The 13,686-nt window shown below is 68.1% G+C and carries 12 protein-coding genes; 9 read left to right on the forward strand and 3 right to left on the reverse strand.

All coding sequences use genetic code 11. The features are described from left to right. The first annotated feature begins 72 nt into the window (after positions 1-72). From AC6LJ9_RS20430 to AC6LJ9_RS20455, 6 genes are all read left to right on the forward strand, one after another. A complete protein-coding gene (locus AC6LJ9_RS20430) occupies positions 73-1,458 on the forward strand; it encodes an FAD-dependent oxidoreductase (protein WP_212315003.1) in 1,386 nt (461 codons plus the stop codon). Continuing rightward, positions 1,455-2,642, forward strand: a complete 1,188-nt coding sequence (locus AC6LJ9_RS20435) for a CaiB/BaiF CoA transferase family protein (protein WP_498149001.1) — start codon at positions 1,455-1,457, stop codon at positions 2,640-2,642. Before AC6LJ9_RS20430 ends, AC6LJ9_RS20435 begins: the two co-directional genes overlap by 4 nt. Beyond that, positions 2,639-3,412, forward strand: a complete 774-nt coding sequence (locus AC6LJ9_RS20440; protein ID WP_498149002.1) for an enoyl-CoA hydratase-related protein — start codon at positions 2,639-2,641, stop codon at positions 3,410-3,412. The genes AC6LJ9_RS20435 and AC6LJ9_RS20440 overlap by 4 nt, the downstream gene beginning before the upstream one ends. Continuing rightward, positions 3,412-3,747 (forward strand): ferredoxin, encoded by a 336-nt coding sequence (fdxA, locus tag AC6LJ9_RS20445; protein WP_212323071.1) that lies wholly within the window; start codon positions 3,412-3,414, stop codon positions 3,745-3,747. Before AC6LJ9_RS20440 ends, fdxA begins: the two co-directional genes overlap by 1 nt. A gap of 119 nt (positions 3,748-3,866) precedes the next feature. Next, complete coding sequence (locus tag AC6LJ9_RS20450) at positions 3,867-4,781, forward strand: LysR family transcriptional regulator (RefSeq protein ID WP_103274532.1); 915 nt, start codon at positions 3,867-3,869, stop codon at positions 4,779-4,781. Positions 4,782-4,850: 69 nt separating this feature from the next. Next, positions 4,851-6,281 carry an aldehyde dehydrogenase family protein gene (locus AC6LJ9_RS20455; protein WP_498149003.1) on the forward strand — a complete coding sequence of 477 codons (1,431 nt, stop codon included), beginning with the start codon at positions 4,851-4,853 and terminating at the stop codon, positions 6,279-6,281. Between the two features lie 53 nt (positions 6,282-6,334). On the opposite strand, the gene AC6LJ9_RS20460 is transcribed toward AC6LJ9_RS20455, so the two are convergent. Then, a complete protein-coding gene (locus AC6LJ9_RS20460; RefSeq protein WP_498149009.1) occupies positions 6,335-7,846 on the reverse strand; it encodes an amino acid permease in 1,512 nt (503 codons plus the stop codon). 487 nt (positions 7,847-8,333) lie between these two features. Further along, positions 8,334-9,842 (reverse strand): AMP nucleosidase, encoded by a 1,509-nt coding sequence (locus AC6LJ9_RS20465; RefSeq protein WP_498149004.1) that lies wholly within the window; start codon positions 9,840-9,842, stop codon positions 8,334-8,336. A gap of 399 nt (positions 9,843-10,241) precedes the next feature. On the opposite strand from AC6LJ9_RS20465, the gene AC6LJ9_RS20470 reads away from it, so the two are divergent. Beyond that, positions 10,242-10,844 (forward strand): C40 family peptidase, encoded by a 603-nt coding sequence (locus tag AC6LJ9_RS20470; protein WP_498149005.1) that lies wholly within the window; start codon positions 10,242-10,244, stop codon positions 10,842-10,844. A 162-nt stretch (positions 10,845-11,006) separates the two neighbouring features. Here AC6LJ9_RS20470 and AC6LJ9_RS20475 read toward each other — a convergent pair whose 3' ends face one another. Beyond that, positions 11,007-11,777: an SDR family oxidoreductase gene (locus tag AC6LJ9_RS20475; protein WP_103274536.1), complete on the reverse strand. Its 771-nt coding sequence runs from the start codon at positions 11,775-11,777 to the stop codon at positions 11,007-11,009. Positions 11,778-12,001: 224 nt separating this feature from the next. On the opposite strand from AC6LJ9_RS20475, the gene AC6LJ9_RS20480 reads away from it, so the two are divergent. Both AC6LJ9_RS20480 and AC6LJ9_RS20485 read left to right on the forward strand, forming a co-directional pair. Then, entirely contained in the window at positions 12,002-12,721 is a 720-nt protein-coding gene (locus AC6LJ9_RS20480) for a c-type cytochrome (RefSeq protein ID WP_498149006.1), read from the forward strand. Beyond that, complete coding sequence (locus AC6LJ9_RS20485) at positions 12,718-13,641, forward strand: c-type cytochrome (RefSeq protein ID WP_498149007.1); 924 nt, start codon at positions 12,718-12,720, stop codon at positions 13,639-13,641. Before AC6LJ9_RS20480 ends, AC6LJ9_RS20485 begins: the two co-directional genes overlap by 4 nt. Positions 13,642-13,686: the final 45 nt, after the last annotated feature.

A 13,686-nucleotide genomic window follows, 5' to 3' on the forward strand; every position in this document is an offset into this window, starting at 1 on the left:
GCGCACGCCTCGATGGCGCGCGCACGCCCAGCGATCGGCACACTTTTTCGGAACACAGCCTGGAGAATAGACATGACAAAGATCGGCGATTGGCTTGAACGGCCCGCCCGCGACGCACGAGTCGCGGCGCAGGCGGACGTGGTGGTGGTGGGCGGCGGCCCCGCCGGACTGTCCGCCGCCCTGGCGGCGGCGCGCAACGGCGCCCGGACCATCCTGCTGGAGCGCTACAACCATCTGGGCGGCCTGGCTTCCGGCGGCATGGTGCTGGTGCTGGACGACATGTGGGACAGCCATCTGCGCGAGATCTCGGTGCGCGGCAACTGCCTGGACATGATCGAGCGCATGGCGGCGATGGGGCTGGCGCGTTTCCCCCGCTCGGACGAATGGGGCGAGGATCCCGCTGCGTACCGGCGCTGGGGCCGCTGGGGCACCTTTGATTTCCATAGCCAGAAGACGCCCCACCCCATCTGCTTCGCCGCCGCCTTCGACCCGGACGCCTACAAGCGCGTGGCGCTCGAAATGGTGCAACAGGCCGGCGTGCAGTTGCGCCTGCATTCCTGGTTCTCGCAGGCCCTGGTCGACGGCGACCGGATCAAGGGCGTCATCTGCGAAACCAAGAACGGCAGCGAGGCGATCCTGGCGGACATGGTCATTGACGCCACTGGCGACCTGGACGTCGCCGCTTCGGCCGGCGCGCCGCACATCAGCGACAGCTACATCACCACCACCGTGTTCCGCCTGGGCGGCGTGGACACCGAGGCGGCCGAGCGTTACGAGCGCGAGGAGCCCGAGGCCTATGCCGAGCTCGACCGCCAGATCAAGCGCGTGCTGGGCGGCTCGTGGGGCATCTGGTGGATGAAGACGCCCCTGCCCGGCGTGGTCTGGTGCAACTGCCCGCACATGGCCGGCATCGACGGACTCAAGGTCGAAGACCTGACGCGCGCGGAAATCGTGGGCCGCCAGCACATCCACGCGCTGGTCGACTTCGTGCGCGGCAAGCTGCCCGGCTTCGAGCATTGCTTCGTCGTCGACGTGGCCCCGCAGACCGGCGTGCGCCAAACCCGCCTGCTGGACGGCGAGTATGTGATGACCAAGGAAGACGTGGTGCAGCGCGTGCGCTTCGACGACAGCATCGCGCGCGGCCGCGACTACTACTACCCGTTCCGCGCCCTGCTGCCCAAGCGGATCGACAACCTGCTGGTGGCCGGCCGGCACTATTCGGCGACCTCGCAGGCCCAGAAGATATCCCGCGAGATCCCGCCGTGCATGGCGATGGGCGAAGCCGCCGGCACGGCCGCCGCGCTGGCGCTGAGCGCGGGTGTTGCCGCGCGCGATGTCGACGTGCGCGCCTTGCAGAAAACGCTGCGCGCCCAGGGCGCCGACCCAGGCGACCAGACCGGCCGCAACGCCGACGTCCCGGCCCTGGCCGCCTACGTACGCCAGGCCGAAACCGCATGAGCATCATGGAGAACCGCGATATGCAACAAGACCTGCCGCTGAGCGGCGTGCGCGTGATCGATTTCACCCAGGTAATGATGGGGCCGGTCTGCACGCAGACGCTGGGCGACTACGGTGCCGACGTCATCAAGATCGAGCGCAAGGGCGCGGGCGATCTCAGCCGCTCCACCTTCGAACCCGTGGCCGGCGCCGACAACCCGATCTTCTGCAGCCTGAACCGGAACAAGCGCAGCGTGGCGCTGGATCTGCGCGATCCGGCGCACATGGCCCAGGTGAAGGCGCTGATCGCCGGCGCCGACGTCGTCGTCAACAACTTCCGCGCCGGCGTCATGGAGCGCATGGGCCTGGGCTACGACGACTGCAAGGCGCTCAACCCGCGCGTCATCTACGCGGTCGGCACCGGCTATGGCGAAACCGGCCCCTACGCATTCAAGGGCGGCCAGGACGTGCTGGCCCAGGCGATATCCGGCGTGATGGCGCGGCGCTCGGACGCATCGGTGCCTGTGTCGGTCTACCCGACGGCGCTGGCGGACTATTCGGCCGGCATGCACATGGTGCAAGGCATCCTGCTGGCGTTGCTGCACCGCGCGCGTACCGGCCAGGGCCAGAAGATCAGCGTGTCCCTGTACAACTCCATGCTGGCGATGCAGATGCAGGAAGCCGCCATGATCCTGATGGCCGATTCCGAGGTCAACTGGGCGGCCATGCCCCTGTGTGGCGTGTACGACACCCGCACAGGGCCGCTGGTGATGGTGGGCGCCTTCAAGCCCAATCCGCTGCGCGACATCTGCGCGGCGCTGGAAATCGACGACCTGTCCGCCGATCCGCGCTATTGCGACCTGACGCAGCAGTTCAAGAACAAGGCAGCGCTGCAGGCCATCTTCCGCGAGCGCTACGCCGGCAATACCCGCGAACACTGGCTGGCGCGGCTGGAGGCGGTCGACATCCTGTGCTCGCCGGTGCGGGATCTGCGCGAAGCGCTGGTCGACCCGCAGACGCTGCACAACCAGATGCTGATCGAGGGCGACGGCGAGGGCCAGCGCGTGCGCTTCATCAACAGCCCGATCACGATGTCCAGCGCGCAGGTCAGCCTGCGCCGCGCGCCGCCCAGGCTCGGCCAGCACAACGAGGACGTGCTGCGCGAGCTGGCGCAAGCTGCGGATACCCCCAAGGAGGCGCCATGAGCGTGCATCTGCGAATCGAGAACCATGTCGCCACGGTGACGCTGGCGCGGCCCGACGTGCTCAACGCCGTCGACCTCGCCACCGAGGCCGCGCTGCAACGCATCTGGACCGAGATCGAGGGCCGCGACGACGTCCGCGTGGTCGTGCTCACCGGCGAAGGCGAGCGCGCCTTCTGCGTGGGCGCGGACCTGAAGAACCCCACCACCACCGGGCTGGAATACTGGGGCGCGGCGCGGCCCGGCGGCTTCGGCGGCATTGCGCTGCGCGAGACCCTGAACGTGCCGGTCGTGGCCCGCGTCAACGGTTTCGCGCTGGGCGGTGGTTTCGAGATGGTGCTGGGCTGCGACATCGTGGTGGCCTGCGAGGAGGCCAGCTTCGGCCTGCCGGAGGCGCTGGTGGGCCGCATGCCGCTGGACGGCGGCATGACGCTGCTGCAGCGGCAGATTCCCTACCGCAAGGCGATGGCGATGCTGCTGACGGGTCGCCGAATCCCCGCGCGCGAGGCGGCCGAGCTCGGCCTGATCAACGAAGTGGTGCCCCGCGCCGGCCTGGACGAGGCGGTGCAGCGGTGGGTCGACGCCCTGCTGGCCTGCGCCCCGCTGTCGCAGCAGGCCATCAAGCAGGTGGTGCGCAGGACCGGCACCCTGTCGCCCGCCGACGCCCAGGCGCTGCGCCTGCCGGCGCTGGTCGCGGCCCTGCAATCCGAGGACGCGCACGAAGGCGTGCTCGCGTTCCAGCAGAAGCGCAAACCACAATGGCGGGGTAGATAATGACCTACGTGATCGCTTCCGGCTGCATCGACGTCAAGGACCGCGCCTGCGTCAAATGCTGCCCCGTCGACTGCATCTACGAAGGCGGCCGCACGCTGTACATCCATCCGGACGAGTGCATCAGCTGCGGCATCTGCGTGTCCGTCTGTCCGACCGAAGCGATCCACGACGCCCAGGAGCTGCCGCCTCACGAAGCCGTGTTCGCGGCGATCAACCGGGAGTTCTTCGGGCCGGACGTCAGCGGCCTGGGCTCGCCTGGCGGCGCGGACGGCGTGCAGCCCTCGGCCTGCGACCATCCGATGGTCGCGGCCTATCCGGCGCGCGCGGGTAGCTAGTGTGCTGTCCCGTAGTGTCGTGCGGGCGTATCCGCGGGACGGCACACTAGGGCCAATGCTAGTGCCGGCGCGCCCGGGATCGCGGGCAGAATCCCGGGATTGCAACCAGAAGACTCTCCATGCACGCCAGCGTCCTGAAGTACTTTGTCGAAGTCGCCCGTTGCGGATCGATCCGCAAGGCCGCGCAGAACCTCTATGTCGCCTCCAGCGCGGTGAACCGGCAGATCCTCAAGCTGGAAGCCGAGATGGGCACCGATCTGTTCGACCGCCTGCCCAACGGCATACGCCTGAACGCGGCCGGCGAGCGCATGCTGCAGCACATCCGCGCGACCCTCAACGATTTCCACCTGATGCGCGGCGAGCTGGACGAGCTGAAGGACGAACGCACGGGCCATGTCTCTGTCGCCGCGATGGATTCGCTGTTCGTCGACCTGCTGCCCGCTGCCGTGGAGGAGTTCTCGGGACAATACCCCGCCGTGACGTATGCCATCACCGCCGTCACGCCCTGGGATGTGGCGTCCAAGGTGCTCAGCGGCGAGTACGACGTGGGCATCACCTTCATTTCCAAGCTGCCGGCCGGGCTGGACGTGATGACACAGGTCGCGCTGCCTCCCGGCGTGGTGATGGCATCCTCGCATCCGCTGGCCAGGAAGGACGTCGTGAGTTTTGCCGACTGCCGCAGTCATGCCTTCCTGCGGCTGGAGGGGCGCTTTCCCATGCAAGGCGGCGTGTCGCCGAAGTTCTCCGAATTCTGGGATCTGCTGACCCCCAGCGTGACCTGCAACTCCACCCTGCTGCTCAAGCGCCTGATCGTCACCGGGCGCGGCATTTCCTTTTTCTCGAAGCTGGCGTTCCTGGAGGAAATCTCCAGCGGCGAAGTGGTATGGCGTCCCATCGAGGAGCCCAATATCAACGCCCTGACCGTCGGCATCGTGGTGCCGAGCCAGCGGCCGCTATCCAAGGTGACGCTGGAGTTCGCCCGCGGCGTCGCCCAACGCATCAAGCGCCTGGAGCTATCGCTGCTCGATGCCTGAAGCGCGGCCCAGGAAGACTGCCGCCCTGCTCTGTCCACAACTCCATCTCACTCTACCCACATTGATCCCATGAAACCGAACTACATCGCCGGCCAGTGGCTGGACAGCGCCGCCTGCGTCGCCAACATCAATCCTTCCGACACGCGCGACACGATCGACGATTACGCCCAGGCCGACGCCGGCATGGCGGATGCCGCGATCGCCGCCGCGCACGAAGCCAAGGCGGCATGGGGTCTCAGCACCCCGCAGGCCCGCGCGGATGCCCTGGACCGCATCGGCGCCGAAATCCTCGCGCGCCGCGAAGAGCTGGGCCGGTTGCTGTCGCGGGAAGAAGGCAAGACGCTGCCCGAAGGCATCGGCGAAGTCACGCGCGCCGGCAACATCTTCAAGTTCTACGCCGGCGAAGCCCTGCGCCAGCGCGGCGACAAGCTGGCCTCGGTCAGGCCGGGCATAGAAATCGACGTGACGCGCGAACCCGTAGGCACGGTCGGCATCATCGCGCCCTGGAACTTCCCGATCGCCATTCCCGCCTGGAAAATCGCGCCCGCTCTGGCCTATGGCAACACGGTCGTGTTCAAGCCCGCCGAACTGGTGCCGGGCTGCGCCTGGGCGCTGGCCGAGATCATCAGCCGCGCCGGCCTGCCTGCGGGCGTCTTCAACCTGGTGATGGGTCGCGGCTCGCAGGTGGGTCAGGCCTTGCTGGACGACCGCCGCATCGACGCCATTTCGTTCACCGGTTCGGTCGCCACGGGCCGGCGCGTGGCGCTGGCCGCCGCGCAACGCATGGCCAAGGCGCAGCTGGAAATGGGCGGCAAGAATCCGATGGTGGTGCTGGACGACGCCGACCTGGACGTGGCCGTCGAGTGCGCGGTGCAAAGCGCGTTCTATTCCACGGGGCAGCGCTGCACGGCCTCGAGCCGGATCATCGTCGAGCAAGGCGTCTATGCGCGCTTCCTGCGGAAAATGCAGGATCGTGCGGCCTCGCTCAGGATCGGCCACGCGCTGGAGGCTGGAACCGACATCGGCCCCGTCGCCAGCCGCGACCAACTGGAACAGAACCTGCGCTACGTGGACATCGGCAGGCAGGAAGGCGCGCGGCTGCTGTGCGGCGGCGACGAACTGCGACTCGGCACACCGGGCCACTACATGGCGCCCGCCATCTTCGCGGACTGCGACAACGCCATGCGCATCTGCCGCGAGGAAATCTTCGGGCCGGTCGCGGCGGTCATGCCGGCCCGGGACTACGAGCACGCGCTGGCCCTTGCCAACGACACGGAATTCGGCCTGGCCAGCGGCATCTGCTCGACGTCCCTGAAGCATGTCCAGCACTTCAAGCGGCATGCGCAGGCCGGCATGGTGATGGTGAACGTGCCGACCGCCGGCGTGGACTACCACGTGCCCTTCGGCGGCCGGAAGGGATCCAGCCTGGGTTCGCGCGAGCAAGGCAGCCACGCGATCGAGTTCTACACCACGGTCAAGACCGCCTACGTGGCGGGCTGAGAGCTTGCCGTGATGCCGGCGCCTTCCCCGGGGAAGGCGCCGGTGCGTGCCGATCAGCGCGTTTCCGTCACCGCGCCGCCGCGCAGCGCCGTGTCCAGGTAATCGCTGCGCGCCCGCGCATCCGGGAAGCGCATGTCGCGATAGCTGACGAAGCGCGAACCGCGCACCAGGCGATAGCCCAGCCAGATCAGCAGGAACAGCGGGATGCCCACGTACGTGGCCACTACCCCGCCCCAGTCGATGCGGTCCTGCAGGAAGGCCTGGTAGTTCTGCCCCAGCGTGATGATCAGGCACAAAGCGAAGGCGAAGATCGGGCCGAACGGGAAGAACGGCGATACATAGGGCAGATCCGCCAGGTTGCGGCCCTGCACCACATAGCCGCGGCGGAAGCGGTAATGGCTGATGGCGATGCCCAGCCAGGCGATGAAGCCCGTCATGCCCGAGGTGTTCAGCAGCCAGACGTAGACGGCCTTGGGGCTGAAGATGAAGCTGAAGAAGCACAGCGCCGCGACCACGGTCGTGGCCACCAGCGCCCACAACGGCACGCCGTTGCCGGTCACGCGGCCGAACACCGCGGGCGCCTTGCCGTCGCGCGCCAGGCTGTACAGCATGCGGGTGGCGGCGTACATGCCGGAGTTGCCGGCCGACAGCACCGAGGTCAGCACCACCGCGTTCATGACCGAGGCGGCCGCCAGCAGGCCGGCGCGCTCGAAGATCAGCGCGAAGGGGCTGACGCTCACGTCGGTGACTTCGGTGCGCAGCAGCTGCGGATCGGTATAGGGAATCAGCAGGCCGATGACCAGGATGGCCATCACGTAGAACAGCAGGATGCGCCAGAACACCTGGCGCACCGCGCGCGGCAGGTTGCGCGCGGGATCCTTGGATTCGCCGGCCGCGATGCCGATGAGTTCGGTGCCCTGGAAGGAAAAGCCCACCACCATGGCCACGCCGATCAACGCCGCGAAACCGCCCGCGAAAGGCGCGTCGCCCACGGTCCAGTTCGCCAGGCCGCCGGTCTCGCCGCCACGGATGATGCCCAGCAGCATCATCACGCCCATGGCCACGAAGGCCAGCACCGCCACCACCTTGATCAACGCGAACCAGAATTCGGCTTCGCCGAAGCCGCGCGCGGACAAGGCATTGAGCCCGAAGGTGATCGCCAGGAACAGCGCGCTCCAGTACACGCCTGGAACGTCGGGGAACCAGTAGGCCATCACCAGCTGCGCGGCCACCAGGTCCACTGCCACCGTGACGGCCCAGTTGTACCAATAGTTCCAGCCCAGCGCGAAGCCGAAACCTTCTTCGACGTAGCGCGCGCCATAGGTCGAGAACGAGCCGGAAACCGGCATGGCCGCGGCCAGCTCGCCCAGGCTGGTCATCAGGAAATAGACCATGATGCCGATCAGCGCGTAGCCCAGCAGCGCGCCCCCGGGGCCAGCCTGGGCCACGGTCGCGCCCGAGGCCACGAACAGGCCGGTGCCGATCGAGCCGCCGACGGCGATCATCGTCAGGTGGCGCGCGGACAGGGCGCGGCGCAGGCCGGAGGGGCTTTCGCCTCCGGTCACGGCCTTGCCGGCGGCGCGGGATTCATCGTGTTCCGATGGTGCCAAAGTGCGTTCCTTATGGGATCTGGGGAAGCCCGGGAAATGCCGCGGGATAGGCCGCCGGCGCTCCGGGTATCCGAGCAACGCGCGAGCATAGCAAAAAAATGGGCCCACCCCCGAGCGCTGCGCGCTCCCCCCTCAAGGGGGCGCCACTGCGGACCGGCAAAGCCGGCTCCGCGTGAGGTGAAACCCACCCCCGAGCGCTCGCGCGCTCCCCCCTCAAGGGGGCGCCACTGCGGACCGGCAAAGCCGGCTCCGCGTGGCCCCGCTTGGGGAAGCCCTGCCGGGAGGGGCGGTGGTGCAATGCGATCAGGGTAGTCTTGTAGCGGCTGCGCTGCGCTGGCGCTGCCGCAATAGCAGACTTGTAGCAGGAAGCCGATTCCCTGTCCCCATATTGCTGATGAATCAACGAGGGACAGGGAAGATATGCCCGGACGCGCCGTGCCGGCTATTGGAAGGCGGTTTCCATGAAGGTGCGCAGCTTGCGGGAGTGCAGGCGTTCGGGCGGCATGCCGCGCAGGCGTTCGAGGGCGCGGATGCCGATTTCCAGGTGCTGGTTGACCTGGCGGCGATAGAAGGCGCTGGCCATGCCGGGCAGCTTCAGTTCGCCGTGCAGCGGCTTGTCCGACACGCACAGCAAGGTGCCGTAGGGCACGCGGAAGCGGAAGCCGTTGGCGGCGATGGTGGCGGATTCCATGTCCAGGGCGATGGCGCGCGACTGGGCGAAGCGTTCGACCAGCTCGACGTGGTCGCGCAGCTCCCAGTTGCGGTTGTCGATGGTGGCCACGGTGCCCGTGCGCATGATGCGCTTCAGGTCCCAGCCCGACAGGCCGGCCACCTCTTCGACCGCCTGTTCCAGCGCCACCTGCACCTCGGCCAGCGCCGGCACGGGCACCCAGGTCGGCAGGTCGGCGTCCAGCACGTGATCCTCGCGCACATAGCCGTGCGCCAGCACGTAGTCGCCCAGGCGCTGGGAATCGCGCAGGCCGGCGCAGTGGCCCAGCATCAGCCAGGCGTGCGGGCGCAGCACAGCGATGTGATCGGTGATGGTCTTGGCGTTGGACGGGCCCACGCCGATATTGACCAGGGTGATGCCGGAATGGTCGCCGCGCACCAGGTGATAGGCCGGCATCTGCGGCAGCCGCGGCGGCTCGCCCGCCTCGGCCGGGCCGCTTTCGCCGCGCCGGGTGATGCGGTTGCCGGGTTCCACCAGCATCTCGTAATCCTGGTTGCCGCTGGCCATCAAGGCGCGGGCGCGGGCGCAGAACTCGTCGACGTAGAACTGGTAGTTCGTGAACAGCACGAAGTTCTGGAAATGAGTGGGCGCGGTCGACGTGTAGTGCTGCAGCCGGTGCAGCGAGTAGTCCACGCGCTGCGCGGTGAAGGGCGCCAGCGGCTTGGGCTCGCCGTCCTTGCCGCGCCAGGAGCCATTGACGATGGCGTCGTCGGTCACGGCCAGGTCGGGCACGTCGAACAGGTCGCGCAGCGGGCGCTTGAGCGCTTCCAGGTGCTCGCCTTCGACATAGGCGCCTTCCGGGAAGGCGAAATGCAGGGGAATGGGCGAGTCCGACTCGCCCACCTCGACCGCCACGCGGTGGTTCTGCAGCAGCAGTCCGACCTGTTCGATCAGGTAGTCGCGAAACAGCGCCGGCTGGGTGATCGTGGTCTGGTAGATGCCGGGTTCGGCCACGTGGCCATAGGACAGGCGCGTGTCGATGGGGTCGTAGGTCTCGACACGGATGCGGATGGCCGGGTAGTAGGCCCGCGCCCGCGACTTGTCGCCTTCCCGGGCGCCGGCGTGCTCCAGCACTTCATGGAAGGCCGCCCGCAGGAAGGCGGTATTGCGGCTGTAGATCTCTTCGAGCCGGTCGACCGCGGCAACCGCGTCCTGGAAGGGTTCGAAAGGCAAGGCGTCGGGCCGGTTCATGGAGGATTCGGGGTGGACTACGTTCATCATTGCGCTTTTACTCCGCTTTCTTATCTGTTTTATGTCGGCCTTGCGGCGCCGCCGCATGCGGCATGCGCGGCACCGGGCCGATGCATTGATTATGCATGAGCCGCGCGTACATGAACGGTCATCGCGGCGACTGTCGCGCGCAAGGGGCGCACGGAACCCATCGCGCCCGATTCCAGGCAGCCGACCTCGGCCCGTTACTCTTTATTCTGCGAATGAGGTAACAATGGCCCGGCCGGGATGCTGCATTGCACGACAAATGTAATGAAACTTTATTCCATTACAATGGCACTGCAGCGCCGGTGAGGACCGCCCGGCGCTGCGCCCTTTCCGCCGGCTTGCCAGAGTGCCGCAACCCCTGGCCAAGCCATGCCGCCCGCTCCGATTTCCTGAAGTGACGCAATGACGCCGCCTACGCGAAAAGACCGAACTGCCCCTCCCCGCCTTGCCCGCCTGTTGTCCGTCCCCCTTCTGGCGCTGACCCTGTCCTGGATCCCGGGCGCCGCCCAGGCCTCGCTGTCCACCGCCACCCAGGCCCGCGCCAACCTCAACGGCCTGCGCCTGGCGCAAGAACCCACCGTCCCCACCCTGCGCGAACGCGTCGTGCAAGCCGGCCTGGAAGCCATCGGCACCCCCTATGCCTGGGGCGGCGACGACGCCTCCGAGGGCTTCGACTGCAGCGGCCTGGTCCTGCATGTCTTCCGCGAGATCGCCGGCCTGGAACTGCCCCGCACCGCGCGCCAGCAGCGCACCGAAGGCGAAGCCATCAAGAACAAGCAGAACCTGCGTCCCGGCGACCTGGTGTTCTTCGCCACCCGGGGCCGAGGCGTCACCTCGCACGTGGGCATCTATATCGGCCAGAACAAGTTCGTGCACGCCCCGCGCCGCGGCGCCAAGGTGCGCGTGGACGAAATGAAGAATCCCTACTGGACCAAGCGCTACGTCGGCGCCCGCCGCTATCTGGAACCGACTCCCGGCCAGATGCTCGCCCAGGCTGAGCGCTAAAAGAAACACCCCAAGCGCGTAGGCTTGGGGCAATCGAATTGCTCATGGCGCCAGAGCAGGCGCCACGCCAGCGGGGCCGCGCGGATCCGGCTTTGCCGGTCCGCAGCGGCGCCCCCCCTTGAGGGGGGAAGCGCGCAGCGCTTCGGGGGGTGAGCCTCCCCCCTAGCCGCGACCTACGAAAGGCATGTTGGTGGCCATGATGGTCATGAACTGCACGTTGGCATCCAGCGGCAGGCGCGCCATCGCGGCCACGGCCTGCGCGACGTGCGCCACGTCCATGCGCGGCTCCACCTTGGTGCTGCCGTCGGCCTGCAGGATGCCGGCGGCCATGCGCTCGGTCATGTCGGTCGCCGCGTTGCCGATGTCGATCTGGCCGCAGGCGATGCCGTAGGGCCGGCAATCCAGCGAAATCGACTTGGTCAGGCCGGTCACCGCGTGCTTGGTCGCGGTATAGGCGATGGAAAACGGCCGCGGCGCATGCGCCGAGATCGAGCCGTTGTTGATGATGCGGCCGCCGCGCGGCGTCTGCGACTTCATGACCCGGATGGCGGCCTGCGCGCACAGGAACATGCCGGTCAGGTTGGTGTTCACCACATCGCGCCAGACATCGACCGACAATTCCTCGATCGGCACCGCCGGCGCGCCGCGTCCGGCATTGTTGAAGAGCACATCCAGGCGCCCGTACTCACGCTGCGCCGCGTCGAACAGATCCCGCACCGCATGCTCGTCGGACACATCCGTCGGCATCACCAGCGCGCGCACACCGTCTTCGCCCGCCGCCGTGCGCGTTTCCTCAAGCAGTTCGCGGCGCCGGCCCGCCAGCACCACGCGGTAACCCTGGGCCAGGAACTCCAGCGCCACCGCCCGGCCTATGCCCGTGCCCGCTCCGGTCACCAGGGCCACGCGCTGCGCGTCGATCTCGTTCGTATGCATCGGATTCTCCTTCTTGTCGATGGGCGAAATCCTACCCCAAGGCCATGGCGCACGCTGCAAGCGAACGTACCAGCGCGGTTTCACCGTCTTTCGGGTTGGGATCAAGGCGCGGGCGCAGCCTGACACGACTCAAGCCCCGGCCTGCGCGATGATCTGTCACAAGTTTCTTTATAATTTATGGAAATTTGCTTATTACAAAAATCAGCATCAAACGGAGAAGCTCCATGCCTAGACGGTCCCTCACCGTTGCGCGACGCCGGGCCTGCGCCCTGGTACTGGGCGCCCTGCTTGCCGCGCCGGCCTGTACGCTCGGCGCGCCCGACGGCGCCCAGATCAGCACCCAGGGCGCCAACGGCGCGCCCGCCTGTGTCACCTGTCACGGCGCCAAGGGCGAAGGCAATCCCTCCGCCGGCTTCCCGCGACTGGCGGGTCTGGGCGCCAAGTACCTGGCCGAACAGCTGGATGCCATGGCCGATGGCGGACGCGTCAGTCCGATCATGAAAGCCACGGCCCAGGCGCTCGATCCCGCCCAGCGCCAGGCCGTCGCCGCGTACTACGCCTCCCTGCCCTCGCCGCTGGATACGGACAAGCTCGCCGCGACCGCGATGGGCCGGGCCGCGCCCGCCGACACCGGCGCCTGGCTGGCCACCCGGGGCGCCTGGGACAAGAATGTTCCCGCCTGCAACCAATGCCATGGTCCCGGCGGCATCGGCGTCGGCGATAACTTCCCCGCGCTGGCGGGCCAATCGGCTGCCTACATCTCCGGCCAGCTGCGCGCCTGGCGCCAGGGCCAGCGCCCGCCCGGCCCGCTGGGCCTGATGCCCGCCGTGGCCACCCGCCTGACCGACGCCGAGATCGATGCCGTGTCGGCCTACTACGCCGGCCTGCCCAAGGCCGCCGAGCAACTCGCCGCGCAAGCCGCCGCTCCGGGAGCCAAGCAATGAAACCGCGCCTGACCCGCTCGCCCGTCGCCTGGCTCGCCGCCGCCCTCGCCCTGTCGATGTCCACCGCCGCGCTGGCCGCCGAGCCGCGCCCCAGCTTCACGCCGCCGTCGGCCGCCTCCTTGCCCGACACCGAGTTCGGCAAGATCGTGCGCCAGGGCGAACAGATCTTCCTGCACACGCCCCAGGCCGCCGGCAAGTTCGTCGGCAATGACCTGAATTGCAGCAGCTGCCACCTGGACGCGGGCCGCCGCCCGGACTCGGCGCCCATGTGGGCCGCCTATGTGCTGTATCCCGCGTACCGGGCCAAGAACGGCCACGTCAATACGCTGGCCGAGCGCCTGCAGGGCTGTTTCCGCTACAGCATGAACGGCAAGCCGCCCGCCGCCGACGATCCCGTGCTGACGGCTTTGCAGACCTATATGTTCTGGCTGGCCAGCAAGGCGCCGACCGGCGTCGCGCTGGAAGGTCAGGGCTACCGCAAGCTGCCCGCGCCGGCGCAGAAGGCCGATTACCTGCGCGGCGAAAAGGTCTACGCCCAGTACTGCGCCGTATGCCACGGCGCCGAGGGCCAGGGCCAGAAGAACGGCAAGCACTGGGTCTTCCCCGCCTTGTGGGGAGCGGACTCGTTCAACTGGGGCGCCGGCATGCACCAGATCGGCAACGCGGCCGGCTTCATCAAGGCCAACATGCCCTTGGGACAGGCCGGCATGTTGAGCGACCAGGAAGCCTGGGACGTGGCCTATTTCATGAACGCCCACGAACGGCCGCAGGATCCGCGCTACGCCGAGTCGGTGGCCGCGACCCGTGCCAAGTACCACGACTCCGACGACTCGCTCTACGGCATCGAGGTCAACGGCCATCTGCTGGGTAGCGATTCCCCCGCGCCCGGCGGCAAGCTGTTGCAGGCGGCCAAGCCCTGAACCGCTGAAAACGCGGCGCGGCAGCGGGTTTCGCCCCTGCCGCGC

It is taken from the genome of Achromobacter sp. 1011811831, assembly GCF_059760905.1.

Excerpts from the sequence above, each read along its gene's own strand:
- AC6LJ9_RS20430 (WP_212315003.1), top strand. The coding sequence starts at position 73 with ATGACAAAGATCGGCGATTGGCTTGAACGGCCCGCCCGCGACGCACGA.
- AC6LJ9_RS20435 (WP_498149001.1), top strand. The coding sequence starts at position 1,455 with ATGAGCATCATGGAGAACCGCGATATGCAACAAGACCTGCCGCTGAGC.
- AC6LJ9_RS20440 (WP_498149002.1), top strand. The coding sequence starts at position 2,639 with ATGAGCGTGCATCTGCGAATCGAGAACCATGTCGCCACGGTGACGCTG.
- fdxA (WP_212323071.1), top strand. The coding sequence starts at position 3,412 with ATGACCTACGTGATCGCTTCCGGCTGCATCGACGTCAAGGACCGCGCC.
- AC6LJ9_RS20450 (WP_103274532.1), top strand. The coding sequence starts at position 3,867 with ATGCACGCCAGCGTCCTGAAGTACTTTGTCGAAGTCGCCCGTTGCGGA.
- AC6LJ9_RS20455 (WP_498149003.1), top strand. The coding sequence starts at position 4,851 with ATGAAACCGAACTACATCGCCGGCCAGTGGCTGGACAGCGCCGCCTGC.
- AC6LJ9_RS20465 (WP_498149004.1), bottom strand. The coding sequence starts at position 9,842 with ATGATGAACGTAGTCCACCCCGAATCCTCCATGAACCGGCCCGACGCC.
- AC6LJ9_RS20470 (WP_498149005.1), top strand. The coding sequence starts at position 10,242 with ATGACGCCGCCTACGCGAAAAGACCGAACTGCCCCTCCCCGCCTTGCC.
- AC6LJ9_RS20475 (WP_103274536.1), bottom strand. The coding sequence starts at position 11,777 with ATGCATACGAACGAGATCGACGCGCAGCGCGTGGCCCTGGTGACCGGA.
- AC6LJ9_RS20480 (WP_498149006.1), top strand. The coding sequence starts at position 12,002 with ATGCCTAGACGGTCCCTCACCGTTGCGCGACGCCGGGCCTGCGCCCTG.
- AC6LJ9_RS20485 (WP_498149007.1), top strand. The coding sequence starts at position 12,718 with ATGAAACCGCGCCTGACCCGCTCGCCCGTCGCCTGGCTCGCCGCCGCC.